Below are 14,844 nucleotides of genomic sequence, written 5' to 3' on the forward strand. Positions count from 1 at the left end.
TTCCGGCAAGGCCCTGAGGAGGAGTGCGTGGCCAGTTACCAGAATATCGATCAGACCGTCCTGACCCAACTGCAGCGGCAGGGGGAGGTGCAGGTGGTGGACATCCGCGACCCCGAATCCTTTATCCGTGGCCGCATCCCCGGTGCCCTGCGTCTGCATCAGGGCAACCTGGCCCAGTTCATGATGGAGGGGGAGTTCGACGATCCCCTGGTGGTGGTGTGCTACCACGGCATCAGCAGCCAGAGTGCGGCCCAGTACCTGGCGGAACAGGGATTTGAGCGGGTCTACAGCCTGATTGGCGGCATGGAGGGCTGGGTGCAGTCCGGTGCCGAGGTGGAGGCGGGATGATCGCCCTGGGGGTATTGGACAACGCCAGGGCTGCCCAGGCCTTCGTGGATTATCTGGCGGGGCTGGGGGTCAAGGCGCGGTTGAGCCGTCACGATCATGGGGTGGAGATCTGGGTCGCGGAAACAGACCAGCCCAGGGCCCAGTCGGAGTTCGAGCGCTTCCTGGCGGATCCCCACCACCCCAGGTACCACGAAGCCTCCTGGAACAACGGCAGCACCAGCAATAGTCTCAGCTACGGCAAGCCGATGTCGCAGATGATGACGACGGTGCTGAACCGGGCCGGGCCGCTGACCCTGGTGGTGATGGCGGCCTGCATCGCGGTCTTCATCCCCTGGGCGATGAAGATCCAGCAGCCGCTGTTTTATGCCCTGCACTTTTTCGAAAGCTGGGAGGCCTTCTCCCTGGATCAGGGGTGGCGGCTGTTCTCACCGGTGTTGCTGCACTTCGACCCGATGCACATCGCCTTCAACCTGCTGTGGTGGTGGTACCTGGGTGGCCAGGTGGAGAAGCGCCTGGGCAGCGGCAAACTGCTGGTGCTGCTGCTGGCCGGGGCGGCCGTGCCCAACCTGGTGCAGTTTGCCATGGTGGGACCGGCGTTCGGTGGCCTGTCCGGGGTGGTCTATGCCCTGGTCGGCTATTGCTGGCTGATGGGACGGATGGCGCCCCAGAGGGGCATTGTCTTGCCGGACGCCTACATGAGCTTCCTGATGATCTGGCTGGTGCTGGGGTTTGCCGGCTTTATGAACATGGCCAACTGGGCCCACCTGGGGGGGCTGCTGGTGGGGCTGGCGCAGGCGGTGGTGGACGGTGGCCGCCATCGGCGGTGATCGCCTGAGGCGTTGGTAGAGAGGGGGCCAGGCCCCCTCTGTTGATCTGTTTACTGGTAGAGAAACTTGGTAAACAACAGGTTGACCAGCAGAGGCTGTCCCACCTCCTGCTCCAGCAGCTGGTTGACCGTCTCGAAACAGTAGCGGCGGATCTCCTCCCGGCCGGTCAGAGACTGGATCTTCTCCTTTTCCTGCTCACCCAGGATCTCAATGATGGTGCTGCGGATCAGAGGCGCATGGTGTTCGACGATGGCGATGTTGTTGGCGTCCTCGAGCATCAATTCGATGCTGACCCGGATATAGCCCAGGCGGCTGGTATCGGTGACATAATTGGTGACGATCTCCGGTTCAAGGCCGTAGTAGCCGTAGCGGTCGGTGATCGCACTCTGTGCCCCCTGTTCTGTGCCCTCTTCGGCCATGGCCCAGGGTGTCAGGGCCAGAAGCATGACCAGCAGGTAGTTGGCTATACGCATTGTCCCTAGGGTCTCCATTACAGGTGTGCCGGTGGTTCGCGCTCCAACTCTAATACAGAGTATCCCTTGGCTCCAAATCTAGTTTTGATACTATGTGCAAGGCCACAGAAAAGGAGTCGTCATGACGGCAACCACCCTAGAAGCGCTGAACCAGGCGGACGTGCATCCGGTCATCGATCTGACCCTGCCGCCCGGCAAACTGCTGCCCTGGCTGCAGGACAAGGGGTCCCTGACACTCAAGTTGAAAGCCCTGTGCCGCCGGTTCGAGGTGGAGCCGCTGCAGGAGGGGGTGGGGCCGGCGCTGCAACCCGGCCCGGGCTGGGATCTGGGCCAGTCCCTCTGGCAGCGGGTGGTGTTGCTGAAACTGGATGGCGTCCCCTGGGTGTACGCCATCACCGAGGTACCCGGTAGCACCCTGGCCAGTTCGACCATCGATTTCCCCAACCTGGGCAACCAACCCCTGGGGGAGCGCCTGTTTGCCTCCGGCAGCCTGGTGCGGGGACCGCTGCAGGTGTGCCGCTATGGTGGTCGCAGTAGCGCCTCCCTTCAGGCGAAGAAGCTGGGGTACCCTGTGGCTGACGGCCTGTGGGGGCGACAGAGGGAGTTTGAACTGGAGGGGCAAAGCCTGCGGGTATCCGAGGTGTTTTTGCCGCCAGCGTATCAGACCCTACTGCTCTCTGCCTGATTAACAATTACTTTTTCGGTTCACTAAATGTGAACCCGCACTCATTCTCATCCGCTCCTATCGGGCATAATATAAACAATATCTAATATATGGGGGTGCCGGTGTCTCGCTGCTCTGTACCGTTGCTGATGATGTTGTTGCTGACCCTGGTGTGCCAGGGGGCGGTTGCGCGCATCCATCTGATGGTATCGCCGCCAGTTCTGGAGAAGCACCATCATGATCATCAGTTGATGACCATGCAGGCGGAAGCCGACTGCCATCCGACCCCCTGTCATGGCTCGAAACACTACTGTGAGGGGGAGTGCGGCAACTGTCAGATCCTCATTTCTCCTACCAGCCTGGTGGCCTCACAGGTGGCACTGGCGGTGACTCGTCATTCGCCACCCGTGGCTCCCCCCTTGATGCATGTGGACTCTCGTCCTCCCGAACGGGCGCTGCGCCCTCCCATCGGCTGACTCCAAACCCGAACCGATGATCCATCACATTTTCGATTAGATACTGGAGTACAGCATGAACAAGTTTTTCGCCGCGGTGGCCCTGATGGCCGCCCTGATCGCCACCCCCTTCTCTGCCCAGGTTCAGGCGAAAGCCGAAGGCCACGGCGCCCACGCCGAGGCGATGGCACAAGCCACCCACGCCTGCCCCATGCACCCCAAGGTACAGGGCGTGGCCGGGGATGAGTGTCCCAAGTGCGGCATGAAGCTGGCGCCGATGGCGGCCCAAGGTCACCATCACCAACAGCACGCCAAGCACGACTGCGCCAAGGCCAACTGCCCCAACAAGGGGATGCATGCCAAGGGCCATGACTGCGCCAAGGCCAACTGCCCCAACAAGGACAAGCACGCCAAGCACAAGCACGACTGTGCCAACTGTCCCAAGATGAGTGCCAAGGGTGCCCACTACACCCATGCCTGCCCGATGAACCCCAAGATCGTCGGTTTCGAAGGGGACAGCTGCCCCAAGTGCGGCATGGATCTGGAGCCCGTGGCCAAGGCCGATCGTCAGGCCTACACCCATGCCTGTCCGATGAACCCCAATATCCGTGGGTTCAAGGGTGACCACTGCCCCAAGTGTGGCATGGCGCTGGAGCCCATCGCCCAGGCGGGCAAGGGTCACAGCCACCACTGATGACGGGGTCCGTGATTGGGCCCTGAAAAAAGTGTGAACTTTTGATTGGGATTTCGTTCATAATGGTGGCCACTGGCTAAGAGACTTGAACCGACAATGACCCCCTTGAGCAGAGTATTGAGCATGCTGTTACTGGCACTGGCGCTGATAAGCCAGGGCGCGGTGGCGCGCATGCCGATGATGCCCATGGGAGCGTCGGGTCAGGCCATGGCCACCATGGACTGCCACAGCCAGATGGCCGATTCGGCACAAGCCGACGAGGCGTCGTGCTGTTGTGACGGCGGAGCCATGACCGGGACCATGACCATGGATTGTGACGGCGGCTGCAGCCAGTGCCAGGATTGCGCTCACTACAGCTCCTCCCCGGTGACTCCGCTGCAGTTCGGTCATGCGCCGCGACATGGCGAACCCCTCGCCTACCTCACCAGCTTCGACTCCGTCTGCCTGGAGTTCGATGAGCGACCTCCCATCGCCTGATCCTTCATAGAGACGACTTTGACACTCAGGGTGCCCTGACCGGTACCCTACTTGGTCCGTGAATCGGGCCGAGCGACTATGAAGAGGTTTCCGGCCTATCGCAGAAATAGCGTCGGAATTGAGGAGAAGCCAAGATGTTTGGTGACAACTGCCCTGCCCGTTGGCTGCTGGCCCTGATGCTGGCCCTGCCGATGTTGGCCCTGCCAACCCATGCCCAGCAGCCCAGCGAGCCTGCCCACGCCCACCCGGAGCAGGCTCAGCCCTACGCCTGCCCCATGCACCTGGACCAGACTGGCCAGCAAGGGGACCGCTGCCCCAAGTGCAAGATGTTCCTGACCCCGGTGGATGCCACCTACGCCTGCCCGATGCACCCGGAGCAGACCGGCGCCATCGGCGATCGCTGCCCCATCTGCAACATGTACCTGGCCCCCGAGGAGGATGAGGAGGAGGTCGCCTCTCAGGAGGGCCACAACCATGGCGCCGAGGCGGGGACGCAGCCCTTGTCGTCACCGGCGGTCAAACCCAACCCGCTGCAGCCCGGCTCGGGTGGGGTGAAATATGTCTGCCCCATGCACCCCCATATCGTCTCCGATGAGCCCGGTACCTGCCCCATCTGCGGCATGGACCTGGAGAAGGTGGAGCTGGGCACCAGCACCGAAGAGGTGGTGGTCGGCGTCCCCGGAGGGATGCAACAGGCCCTGGGGATGCGGGTGGAGAGCGTGCAGCAGGGCACCCTGTGGCGCTACATCGATACCATCGGCACCGTCGAGTACGACCAGGATGCCCTGAGTCACATCCATGCCCGGGTTTCCGGCTGGATCGAGAAGCTGGGGGTGGCCTCGGTGGGGGACCAGGTTAAACAGGGAGACCTGCTGTTTGAGCTGTACAGTCCCGAATTGATCAATGCCCAGGACGACTACCTGCTGGCGCTGGACAGCCTCAAGAGCGACACCATCCGCGGTCCCGAACTGATGCGCAAGGCCAGGCTGCGCCTGGAGTTGCTGGGGATGGATAGCCGCCTGATCCAGCAACTGGAGCGCAGCGGCAAGAGTCTCTACCGGGTGCCCTTCTACGCCCAGCAGGATGGCTACATCAGCCAGCTCAATGTTCGTGACGGCATGTACATTCAGCCCGCCACCGAGGTGATGAAGCTGGTGAACCTGGACAATGTCTGGGTGATCGCTGAGGTGTTCGAGAACCAGCAGGGCTGGTTCAACGAGGGCCAGGATGCGGCGGTGACCGCCTCGGCCCTGGGGTTGTTCGAGCTGGAGGGGCAGATCGACTACATCTACCCCGAGCTGGATCCGGTAACCCGGGCGATGCAGGTTCGGGTCAGCCTGGCCAATCCCGAAGGCAAGCTGCGCCCCGGCTCCCTGGTGGATGTGGAGCTGTACGGCACCGCCAAGCGGGGCCTGACCCTGGTGCCCACCGAGGCGCTGATCCAGACCGGTCGCAGTAACCGGGTGGTGGTGCAGCGCGCCGACACCGAATTTGTGGTCAAGGAGGTCACCCTGGGGATGATCGCCCAGGGCAAGGCGGAGGTCCTCTCCGGGCTTGAGCCTGGCGAGCGGGTGGTGGTCTCCGGCCAGTTCCTGCTGGACTCCGAGGCCAGCCTCAAGGGCAGTCTGATGCGGATGAGCAGTGGCAGTGCCCACAGCGGCCACAGTCACTAGGAGGCATCATGCTGGAAAAAATCATTGAGGCCTCCATCCGTCAGCGAGTGATGGTGCTGGTGGTGATGGCGGTGATCGCCCTGGTGGGCTGGCAGGCGCTGCGTACCACCCCCCTGGACGCCCTGCCGGATCTGTCTGACGTGCAGGTGATCGTCAAGACCCCCTACCCGGGGCAGGCGCCGCAACTGGTGGAGGAGCAGGTGACCTACCCGCTCTCCTCGGCGATGCTGGCGGTGCCCGGTGCCAAGACGGTGCGGGGTTACTCCTTTTTCGGCGACTCCTATGTCTACGTGATCTTCGAGGATGGCACCGACATCTACTGGGCCCGTTCCCGGGTCCTGGAGTATCTGTCCCAGGTGCAGGGGCAGCTGCCTGCCGCCGCCCGGCCCGAGCTTGGGCCCGACGCCTCCGGGGTGGGCTGGGTGTTTGAGTATGCCCTGGTGGATCGCAGCGGCCGGCATGACCTGGCCCAGCTGCGCAGCCTGCAGGACTGGTACCTGAAGCTGGAGCTGCAGAGCGTGGCCGGGGTGTCCGAGGTGGCCACCATCGGCGGCATGGAGCAGAGCTACCAGGTGGTGGTGGATCCCCACAAGCTGGCTCTCTACAGGCTGGACATTGGCCGGGTGAAGATGGCCATCGACCGGGCCAACGCCGAAGTGGGCGGCTCTGTGGTGGAGATGGCGGAAGCGGAGTACATGATCCGCTCCAAGGGCTACCGCCAGAGCCTGGCGGATTTCGCCGAGATCCCCCTGGGGGTGGTCTCAGAGGCCGGCAATCCGGTGCTGCTCAAGGATGTGGCCACCCTGCGCCTGGGGCCCGCCGCTCGCCGCGGCATGGCCGAGCTCGATGGCGAGGGTGAAGTGGTGGGGGGGATCATCGTCATGCGCTACGGTGAGAACGCCCTGGCCACCATCGATGCGGTCAAGGCCAAGCTGGCCACCCTGAAGGCAGGGCTGCCGGAGGGGGTGGAGGTGGTGACCACCTACGACCGCTCCCAGCTGATCCTCAACTCGGTGGACAACCTCAAGCACAAGGTGATCGAGGAGATGGCGGTGGTGGGCCTGGTGTGCCTGCTGTTTCTGCTTCACGCCCGCTCTACCCTGGTGGCGGTGATCACCCTGCCACTCTCCATCCTGGTCAGCTTCATCATCATGGGCCGGATGGGGGTCAACGCCAACATCATGAGTCTGGGGGGGATCGCCATCGCCATCGGGGCGGTGGTGGACGCCGCCATCGTCATGGTAGAGAACGCCCACAAGCACCTGGAACATTTCCGTGCCGACAAGGGGCGTGAACCCCTTGAGCGGGAGCGTTGGGAGCTGATGAAGGAGGCCTCGGTGGAGGTGGGCCCAGCGCTGTTCTTCAGTCTGCTGATCATCACCCTGAGCTTCATGCCGGTGTTTGTGCTGGAGGCCCAGGAGGGGAGGCTGTTCCACCCCCTGGCCTACACCAAGACCTTCGCCATGGCGGCCTCGGCGCTGCTGGCGATCACCCTGATCCCGGTGTTGATGGGCTATTTCATCCGTGGCCGCATCCCCGACGAACGCAAGAACCCCATCAGCCGGCTGCTGATCGCCCTCTACCGGCCCTCACTGGGGCTGGTATTGCGCTTCCCCAAGATCACCCTGGTGCTGGCCGTTGCCGCCCTGGTGAGTGCCTGGTATCCCACCAGCCGCCTGGGATCGGAGTTTATGCCGGAGCTGGAGGAGGGGGACCTGCTCTACATGCCCACCACCCTGCCCGGGGTGAGCGCCGGTAAGGCGGCGGAGCTGTTGCAGCAGACCGACCGGCTGATCAAGACCATTCCCGAGGTCAAACGGGTGTTCGGCAAGGTGGGCCGGGCGGAGACTGCCACGGATCCTGCCCCCTTGACCATGCTGGAGACCACCATCATGCTCAATCCCAGGGAGAGCTGGCGACCGGGGATGACCCTGGAAGGGATCATCGACGAGCTGCAACGCACCGTCAAGGTGCCCGGCGTCACCAATGCCTGGGTGCAGCCGATCAAGACTCGCATCGACATGCTATCCACCGGCATCAAGACCCCCATCGGCATCAAGATCTCCGGCGCCGATGTCGATGAGCTGCAGCGCATCGGCGGGCAGATCGAGGCGATCCTCACGCCGCTGACCGGCACTGTCTCCGCCTTCGCCGAACGGGTGGGGGGCGGCCGCTACATCGACATTGAGCCCAAGCTGGAGGTGGCGGCCCGCTACGGCCTCAGCCTGGACGACGTGCAGAATGTGGTGCGGCTGGCCATCGGCGGCATGCAGATCGGCGAATCGGTGCAGGGGGCGGAACGCTACCCCATCAACCTGCGCTACCCCAGGGCGCTGCGGGACGACATCAACAAGCTCAAGGCTCTGCCGGTGGTCACCGCCAGCGGCCACTACATCCCCCTGTCCAACGTGGCCGATATCAGTATCAGTGACGGCGCCCCCATGCTCAAGAGTGAGAATGGCCGTCTCATCTCCTGGGTGTTCGTGGACATCAAGGGGATCTCCATCGGCGAGTACATCGATCAGGCCCGTCAGGCCCTGGATGGCCAGTTGAAGCTGCCGCCCCGATACAGCGTCAGCTTCGCCGGCCAGTATGAGTATATGCAGCGGGTGGAGGCCAAGATGGTCCAGGTGATTCCCATGACGTTGGCGGTGATCTTCCTGCTGCTGATGCTCACCTTCGGTTCCACCCTGCAGGCGGGGATCATCATGCTCAGCCTGCCCTTTGCCCTGGTGGGATCCGCCTGGCTGCTCTACCTGCTGGAGTACAACCTGTCGGTTGCGGTGGCGGTGGGAATGATCGCCCTGGCCGGGGTGGCGGCGGAGTTTGGCGTGGTGATGCAGGTCTATCTGAACAATGCCATCAAGGCCAAGCGCCGGGCCGGGAGCTTCGACTCGGAGACGGATCTGCGCGATGCCCTGATGGAGGGGGCGGTGATGCGCATCCGGCCCAAGGCGATGACCGTGGCCACCATCTTTTTCGGCCTGCTGCCGATCATGTGGGGAGCCGGTTCCGGCAACGACGTGATGCAGAAGATCGCCGCCCCCATGGTGGGGGGGATGGTGACTGCGCCGCTGCTGTCGCTGTTTGTGATTCCCGCCCTCTACCTGCTGATCTACAGGAGGGAGTTTAAAGGGGAGGAGGCATGAAGATAGGTCAGGTCGCCCGGGAGACCGGGCTCAGTGTCAAGACCCTCCGTTACTACCACGACATCGGCCTGGTGGCCGCCCCCCGGGGTGACAACGGCTATCGGGCCTATGGGGCCACCCAACTGAGCCAGCTGCAGTTTGTGGCCAGGAGCAAGGCGCTGGGGTTCTCCCTGGAGCAGTGTGCCGCCCTGCTGGCCCTCAATGCCAGTGAGCAGAGAACCGCCGGCGAGGTGAGGGCGATGGCGTCTGAGCAACTGGGGCTGGTGCGTGAAAAGCTGGCTCAACTGCAGTCGCTGGAGCGGCGCCTGTCGGAACTGGTGGGCGAGTGTCGGGGCGGTACCAGTGCCCACTGCAGCATCCTCGATTCTCTTAATGGCAAGGGGTGATGACGCCCTAGGATGACGAGGCCGACCCTTCGGGGCCGGCCTTTTTTATGGACCGCCCCTGACGGTGACGTGGCCGGCGGTGATCTGATGAGGCGGGCGCCGGAGAAGGGACGGAAATCACCGGCATCATCCAGTGGCATACCGCGCCAGGAGTAGGATTGATATTCCGGCGGGATGGCGTCGTTATGGGCAGGGAGAAAAAAGGCGGCCGAAGCCGCCAAGGTTGGTCAGAAAGTGAGGCTGCTTCTGGCCAGCACGGCCATCAGCTGGCTCTGGGTCAGCAGGGTATGCTCCACGGCGCCGGTGTCGCTGCGCAGGCTGATGGTAGGCTGGCGGGCAAACTGGCGTACTTCGGCATCGCTGCGCAGATCCGGCAGCTTGAGTCTGTAGACCTGGTCCTCGCTGGCTCTGAAGCTCAGGTAGAGGGGCTCTGAGCTGACAAATTCATGATCTTCCGCGTTGGGCTTCAGCAGTTCGGCGTAGCGCAGTTCCAGAATCTGCAGTCCGTTCTCCAGGGACAGGGTGCTGCGGTAGCTGGGCACCGCTTCGCCGTTGACCCGGTTGACCCACATTGAGGAGGGCAGCTCCAGGGTGGCGGCGTTCGCCAGGGCAGACAGCAGGCTGAGCAGAGTGGCTGAAATCAGGGCTTTCATAAGGTGTTTCTCCATAAAGATTCGTCAATGTGATCGGTGATGTTACGAATCTCAGGAGATGGGGGGGCGCAGCCTCCTCAGCGGCGGTGTGGGATACTCCGCCGGCAGTTGAAAGGGGGGCGGAATGCTTCCCGAACAGGGTAGCGGCGAGATCCCGACAGGCAGCAGGACCGCCGCCGCCACCAGCACGCACCCCGACTGGCACTGATCACAGGGCGATGCGTCGGTGTGATGCATCACCGTGGTGCAGGCCAGTGGCTCACCGGCAGGCATCCGGTGAGCAGGCAGGGCTCGGGCGGGCTGAACCAGGCTGAGGGTCAGCAGCGTCAACAGCATGGTGAGCCACAGCCGGTTCTTTCGGGAAGCATTCCTAAACATGGTGCCAGGGTAAAGCCTCCCGCCGCGGGAGGGTCAAGGGGCGGCGGACGAGGAATCGTCTGCCGGGACGGCCGATCCTGTTTACTTGTGCCGGCAGGCGGCCAGGCGGTCAAACGCCTCCCCGTCGCTGGGCACCGGCAGCTGGTGTTTGCCGGCGTAGTAGCGGCGGGAGAACACCTGGAAGAAGGCGTCCATCACCTCGGCGGCGTCGGGCTCGCCCGCCAGCTCCAGCACCATGGCCGCTACCTCGGCAGTGGCCAGCTGGTGATGGTGAACCGCTTCCCGCAGCTTGTAGTTGCTCAGCCGCTCCGGGTTGATGCTGAGTACCGGCATCCGCTTGAGGTAGGGGCTCTTGAAGTAGATCTTACGCGCCTGGGCCCAGGTGGCGTCCAGCAGCACAAACAGCGGCCGCTTGCCTTGTGGGCAGGGCAGCGGGGCTTCCACCACCGGCTGGTCGTCCACGTAGGCGTCGGGAAACACCAGGTAGGGTTGCCAGCGCGGATCGGCCAGGTAGGCCAGCATCTGCGGATCCGGCTCGGTGCGGTCCCAGACGAAGGCGGCGGTGTCCGGCAGGATCTCGGCGATGAGGCGACCGGTATTGGTCGGTTTCATCGGCTCCTTGCGGTGCATGATCAGGCAGAACGCTGGTGCGACCCGCTGTGGCAGACGGTAGCGGCAGGCGCAGTGGCTCTGGGCAATCTGGCAGCGCGGACAGCGCGCCACGGTGGCCCCCCGCGATTGGTAGGGTTTGCTGGACTGGGCCACCAGCCTGGCCCGCAGGGTGAGCACCGCGTTGTCCATGATCACTGTCCGAATACCGGCAGCAGTTGCAGTTTACTGGCGATCTCGCACAGGGCCACCGTCAGGCCGAAGCCGATCACCAGCACGATGGCGCCCCGGCCGCCCGGTGCCCGGTAGCCGTCCCGGTGACGGCGGCGCACTTCGCGGGCCATCAGTGCCGGTACGATGGCGGCCCACAGGGTGGCGGCCAGGCCGGCGAAGCCGATGGCGTAGATGAAGCCGTGGGGCCAGGCCAGCGCCAGCAGCAGCGGCGGCAGGAAGGTGATGGCGGCGCTCTTGCTGCGGCCGGCCGCCGAGTTGTCGAAGCCAAATAGGTCGGCGATGAAGTCAAACAGCCCCAGGGTGACCCCGAGGAAGGAGCTGGCCACCGCCAGGTTGGCAAACAGCGACAGCATGGCGCCCAGGTTGCCGCCGTCACTGTGCTCTAGCGCCGCCACCAGATCCCCCATGTTGCCTCCCGCCTGGATCACCGGCAGCATCTGCTGCTGGCTGAGGTTGCCGAAGGTGAGGGTCAGCCACAGCAGGTAGATGGTGAACGCCAGGCCGGTTCCCGCCAGCAGGGCGGTGGCGATGCGCCTGGGCTGCTTGCCATAGTATTTCACCAGGCTGGGCACGTTGCCGTGGTAGCCGAAGGAGGCCAGCATGAAGGGCAGGGCCGCCAGGCCGAAGATGGCGTACTCCTGGCCCTCGGCCGCCTCCGGCCACAGGTTGGTCGCCTCGATGCCGGGAGCGAGATCCAGGGTGGAGGCGGCGAAGGTGAGCAGCATGGCGCCGATCATGACGGTGCTGAGGCGATCCACCGCGCCCGCGCCCAGCCAGACGATGGCCGCCAGCACCCCGGCGAAGCAGAGCGCGGCCGGTTTGGCGGACAGCGCCAGCCCCAGGGTGGCGGAGGCGCCGTGGCTGACGATGGAGCTGCCGCCACTGATGTAGGCGTAGGTGAGGATGTAGAGCACGAAGGCGATGGAGATCCCGTTGGCCACCCGCCAGGAACGGCCCAGGGTGTCTCCTACCATGGAGTCGAAGCTGGCGCCTACGGGAAAGTGGAGGTTGGTTTCCAGCACGAACAGGCCGGAAAGCAGCATGCACAGCCAGGCAAAGGCCAGCATCATCAGGCTGTAGCCGTACCACATGCCGGCGCCGGTCACCGGCAGGGAGAACATGCCGGCTCCCACTGTGGTGGCGGCGATGATCATGGCCCCGCCAAGGAGGCCGGGGGAGGTGGGTTGTTTCATCGGGTATCCAGAGTCAAAAAGGGCCCAGCAGGGCCCTTGTGGAAGGGTGGCGCCTTTAGCCTGCCTGGCTGATGGAGGCGCGCATGCTCACCGGCAGCTGCTTCAGCACCAGCTGGGCCAGGCTCTTGATCAGGTCGGTGTCGGGATCGTCGCCGATGCAGCCCATCTCCTTGAGTCTCAGGGTCAGGGTATTGAACACCTTCTTGTCGAAGAACTCCGGGGCGCTGGTGCCATGCAGCTTGCACAGGCGTTCGGCCAGCTTGGTCGCCTCCTTCTCCAGGGCGCCGCGTTCGATGCCGGGTTCGGCCTGGAGTCGGGCCAGCAGGATGGCGTAGCGCTGTAGGGTCTCCTGGCTGATGGCCGCCAGTTGCATCAGGCTGTTGCGGTGGCTCTCGACGAGGGTCAGCTGGCCGTTCTCCGCCTCGGCCAGGTGGCCGTGGTTGATCAGCTCGTTGATCAACGCCTGCAGATACTCCTCCAGTTCCCCGTCCAGCCCCATGAACAGCTCGGCCTGCAGCAGCGGGTAGAGCTGACGGGCATCGTCGATCAGGCCCTGACGGCTGGGCTTGGTGCATCTCAGCGCCAGGGAGGCCAGCAGGCTGGGCAGGATCATCAGGTGCAGGATGTTGTTGCGGTAGTAGGTCATGGTCACCGCCTGGTTGTCGGCGATGCTGACGATCTCACCCAGGTCATCCTGGCTCAGTTGGAACTTCTCCAGATCCAGCACCGTCTGCAACACCTTCTTGCCATCCCCCTCGGTCAGGGTGGTGTAGGGGGTGTAGGGCACCGCCTGCAGCAGCTTCAGGTAGAAGTCCAGCTGCTGCTCCAGGGCGGCCCTGGGCATGGCGTGTTGCTGGGTGGCCAGCAGGGTGGTGGCGGTCAGGGTGACCGAACTGACGGCGGCCGCGTCGTTGATGTTGCACATCAGCTGGTTGGCCAGCTCATTCACCACCGGGGTGAGCCAGGGTTGCTTCTGATACGGATCCTCCTGGGTGTCTTCACGCCAGTTGGGCACCTTGTCATTGAGGAACTGGTGGACGGTGACCGGCTGGCCGAAGTTGACGTAGCCCTCGCCGTAGTTGCGCAGCTTCTTGAGGGCGGACAGGACCTGGCCGATCCCCTCCTTCTCCTTCTTCTTGCCCTTGAGCTCCTTGTGATAGGTGGACACCTCCATCACATGGTCGTAGCCCAGGTAGATGGGCACCAGGGTGACCGGGCGCTCGATGCCGCGCAGTACCGTCTGGATGGTCATGGCGATCATCCCGGTCTTGGGGGGCAGCAGCCGGCCGGTACGGGAGCGGCCGCCTTCGCAGAAGTATTCGATGGAGTAGCCCCGGGCGAACAGCTGGTGCAGGTACTCGCGGAATACGTCGGCATACAGCTTGTTGCCCTTGAAGGAGCGACGGATGAAGAAGGCGCCGCCCTGGCGAAAGATCGGGCCGGCGGGCCAAAAGTTGAGGTTGACCCCGGCGGCGATGTGCGGCGGGACCATCCCCTGCTGGTAGATGATGTAAGAGAGCAGCAGGTAGTCCATGTGGCTGCGGTGGCAGGGGACAAACACGATTTCGTGGCCGTCCTGGGACAGCTGACGCACCTGCTCGGCGCCGCGGACGTTGATGCCGTTGTAGATCTTGTTCCACAGCCAGGAGAGGATCCGTTCACCGATGCGGATCAGGTTGCTGGAGTAGTCGGCGGCGATCTCCTCCAGGTACTCGGTGGCCCGCTCCCGGGCCTTCTCCTCGCTGATCCCCTTGCTTTTGGCTTCGTCGGCGATCGCCTGCTGCAGCCCCTGGGAGGCGAGCAGGCTGGCAAACAGCGCCTGGCGGTCGGGCAGGCGCGGACCGGTGGCCACGGTGCGCTGTCGGCCGAAGTGTACCCGGGCGACCCGGGCCAGCTTCTGGGCGATCCCCTCGTCGGTGCCGTGGTGGTCGGCCATGTAGCGCAGGGACACCGGGCGGGAGAAGCGGATGAAGTTGTCCCGTCCCAGCATCATCAGGATAAAGAACTTGCGCAGCCAGGTGGGGTGATCCCGGTTGAGCAGGGTGGCGGAAACGCTCTCCTCCTTGCCGGGATTCCGTCCCCAGAACAGGGACACCGGAACCACCTGGGCGTCCAGATCATCGTGGGTACGGTGCAGGCCGAGCAGCTTCTCGAAGCGGGCCATGAAGTCCGCCCTCTTGCGCTTGCCGAACAGCGGCGTCGCGCCGCTGAGCCACACCACCCGGCTGACCTTCTCCCCTTTGACCTCCAGGGGCTCCAGTGGGCTGGGCAGTCCGCAGTTCAGGCAGGCTTCGTGCAGCGCCAGCAGATCGGAGTGGGATTCGTGGGCCATCACGTATACCAGGGGCCGCGTGGGATCGATATCCAGCTCGGAGGTGGGATCTTCCGGCACCAGACGGCTGGTCACCGCTGGCTTCTGCAGCCAGCGGGCACCCTGCATCCAGGGAGAAAGGTAGTCTTGAGTCACCGTTCAGTTCACTTCTTGTTCTTCAATTGACGTAGATTCTACACCGAAAGGCGGCCCGGCGGCAGTGAAGCTACAACTTCATTGAGATCGTCGGCTGTCACGGCCGGGTTCAACGCAAATAACTGTTGAATTTATCGCCTACCTGTATATACTCACAGTGGTAC

General features: G+C 63.9%; 15 protein-coding genes. 9 read left to right on the top strand and 6 right to left on the bottom strand.

Annotated elements, in window-relative coordinates:
• The first annotated feature begins 27 nt into the window (after positions 1-27).
• Positions 28-348 (top strand): thiosulfate sulfurtransferase GlpE, encoded by a 321-nt coding sequence (glpE, locus tag FCL40_RS15405; protein ID WP_169307153.1) that lies wholly within the window; start codon positions 28-30, stop codon positions 346-348.
• On the top strand, positions 345-1,175 hold the full coding sequence (glpG, locus tag FCL40_RS15410; protein WP_136854191.1) for a rhomboid family intramembrane serine protease GlpG: 831 nt from the start codon (positions 345-347) through the stop codon (positions 1,173-1,175). The genes glpE and glpG overlap by 4 nt, the downstream gene beginning before the upstream one ends.
• A 50-nt stretch (positions 1,176-1,225) precedes the next feature.
• On the opposite strand, the gene FCL40_RS15415 is transcribed toward glpG, so the two are convergent.
• Positions 1,226-1,648 carry a flagellar basal body-associated protein FliL gene (locus FCL40_RS15415; RefSeq protein ID WP_136854192.1) on the bottom strand — a complete coding sequence of 141 codons (423 nt, stop codon included), beginning with the start codon at positions 1,646-1,648 and terminating at the stop codon, positions 1,226-1,228.
• A 121-nt stretch (positions 1,649-1,769) separates the two neighbouring features.
• Between FCL40_RS15415 and FCL40_RS15420 the strand changes: the two genes are divergently transcribed.
• From FCL40_RS15420 to FCL40_RS15450, 7 genes are all read left to right on the top strand, one after another.
• Complete coding sequence (locus FCL40_RS15420) at positions 1,770-2,333, top strand: chorismate--pyruvate lyase family protein (protein ID WP_136854193.1); 564 nt, start codon at positions 1,770-1,772, stop codon at positions 2,331-2,333.
• 101 nt (positions 2,334-2,434) lie between these two features.
• Entirely contained in the window at positions 2,435-2,788 is a 354-nt protein-coding gene (locus FCL40_RS15425) for a hypothetical protein (RefSeq protein ID WP_136854194.1), read from the top strand.
• 55 nt (positions 2,789-2,843) lie between these two features.
• The gene (locus FCL40_RS15430) at positions 2,844-3,461 is read left to right on the top strand and encodes a heavy metal-binding domain-containing protein (protein ID WP_229360351.1); all 618 of its coding nucleotides are present in this window, start codon (positions 2,844-2,846) and stop codon (positions 3,459-3,461) included.
• 117 nt (positions 3,462-3,578) lie between these two features.
• Positions 3,579-3,938, top strand: a complete 360-nt coding sequence (locus FCL40_RS15435; protein WP_136854195.1) for a hypothetical protein — start codon at positions 3,579-3,581, stop codon at positions 3,936-3,938.
• Positions 3,939-4,072: 134 nt separating this feature from the next.
• On the top strand, positions 4,073-5,611 hold the full coding sequence (locus tag FCL40_RS15440; protein WP_136854196.1) for an efflux RND transporter periplasmic adaptor subunit: 1,539 nt from the start codon (positions 4,073-4,075) through the stop codon (positions 5,609-5,611).
• A gap of 8 nt (positions 5,612-5,619) precedes the next feature.
• Positions 5,620-8,760 carry an efflux RND transporter permease subunit gene (locus tag FCL40_RS15445; RefSeq protein WP_136854197.1) on the top strand — a complete coding sequence of 1,047 codons (3,141 nt, stop codon included), beginning with the start codon at positions 5,620-5,622 and terminating at the stop codon, positions 8,758-8,760.
• A complete protein-coding gene (locus FCL40_RS15450; protein ID WP_136854198.1) occupies positions 8,757-9,146 on the top strand; it encodes a MerR family transcriptional regulator in 390 nt (129 codons plus the stop codon). Before FCL40_RS15445 ends, FCL40_RS15450 begins: the two co-directional genes overlap by 4 nt.
• Positions 9,147-9,373: 227 nt before the next feature.
• Here FCL40_RS15450 and FCL40_RS15455 read toward each other — a convergent pair whose 3' ends face one another.
• The 5 genes from FCL40_RS15455 to plsB all read right to left on the bottom strand — a co-directional run bounded on the left by FCL40_RS15455 (position 9,374) and on the right by plsB (position 14,653).
• On the bottom strand, positions 9,374-9,799 hold the full coding sequence (locus FCL40_RS15455; protein WP_169307154.1) for a DUF2057 family protein: 426 nt from the start codon (positions 9,797-9,799) through the stop codon (positions 9,374-9,376).
• Positions 9,800-9,850: 51 nt separating this feature from the next.
• The gene (locus FCL40_RS15460) at positions 9,851-10,177 is read right to left on the bottom strand and encodes a hypothetical protein (protein WP_136854200.1); all 327 of its coding nucleotides are present in this window, start codon (positions 10,175-10,177) and stop codon (positions 9,851-9,853) included.
• A gap of 81 nt (positions 10,178-10,258) precedes the next feature.
• Positions 10,259-10,978, bottom strand: a complete 720-nt coding sequence (locus tag FCL40_RS15465) for a tRNA-uridine aminocarboxypropyltransferase (protein ID WP_136854201.1) — start codon at positions 10,976-10,978, stop codon at positions 10,259-10,261.
• 2 nt (positions 10,979-10,980) lie between these two features.
• Entirely contained in the window at positions 10,981-12,213 is a 1,233-nt protein-coding gene (locus tag FCL40_RS15470) for an aromatic amino acid transporter (protein ID WP_136854202.1), read from the bottom strand.
• Positions 12,214-12,268: 55 nt separating this feature from the next.
• A complete protein-coding gene (plsB, locus tag FCL40_RS15475; RefSeq protein WP_136854250.1) occupies positions 12,269-14,653 on the bottom strand; it encodes a glycerol-3-phosphate 1-O-acyltransferase PlsB in 2,385 nt (794 codons plus the stop codon).
• Between the last annotated feature and the right edge of the window lie 191 nt (positions 14,654-14,844).

This window comes from Ferrimonas sediminicola (assembly GCF_005116715.1).
Lineage (GTDB): Bacteria > Pseudomonadota > Gammaproteobacteria > Enterobacterales > Shewanellaceae > Ferrimonas > Ferrimonas sediminicola.

Coding starts and splice junctions, on each gene's coding strand:
- glpG (WP_136854191.1), top strand. CDS start 345: ATGATCGCCCTGGGGGTATTGGACAACGCCAGGGCTGCCCAGGCCTTC.
- FCL40_RS15415 (WP_136854192.1), bottom strand. CDS start 1,648: ATGCGTATAGCCAACTACCTGCTGGTCATGCTTCTGGCCCTGACACCC.
- FCL40_RS15420 (WP_136854193.1), top strand. CDS start 1,770: ATGACGGCAACCACCCTAGAAGCGCTGAACCAGGCGGACGTGCATCCG.
- FCL40_RS15430 (WP_229360351.1), top strand. CDS start 2,844: ATGAACAAGTTTTTCGCCGCGGTGGCCCTGATGGCCGCCCTGATCGCC.
- FCL40_RS15440 (WP_136854196.1), top strand. CDS start 4,073: ATGTTTGGTGACAACTGCCCTGCCCGTTGGCTGCTGGCCCTGATGCTG.
- FCL40_RS15445 (WP_136854197.1), top strand. CDS start 5,620: ATGCTGGAAAAAATCATTGAGGCCTCCATCCGTCAGCGAGTGATGGTG.
- FCL40_RS15450 (WP_136854198.1), top strand. CDS start 8,757: ATGAAGATAGGTCAGGTCGCCCGGGAGACCGGGCTCAGTGTCAAGACC.
- FCL40_RS15455 (WP_169307154.1), bottom strand. CDS start 9,799: ATGAAAGCCCTGATTTCAGCCACTCTGCTCAGCCTGCTGTCTGCCCTG.
- FCL40_RS15460 (WP_136854200.1), bottom strand. CDS start 10,177: ATGTTTAGGAATGCTTCCCGAAAGAACCGGCTGTGGCTCACCATGCTG.
- FCL40_RS15465 (WP_136854201.1), bottom strand. CDS start 10,978: ATGGACAACGCGGTGCTCACCCTGCGGGCCAGGCTGGTGGCCCAGTCC.
- FCL40_RS15470 (WP_136854202.1), bottom strand. CDS start 12,213: ATGAAACAACCCACCTCCCCCGGCCTCCTTGGCGGGGCCATGATCATC.
- plsB (WP_136854250.1), bottom strand. CDS start 14,653: ATGCAGGGTGCCCGCTGGCTGCAGAAGCCAGCGGTGACCAGCCGTCTG.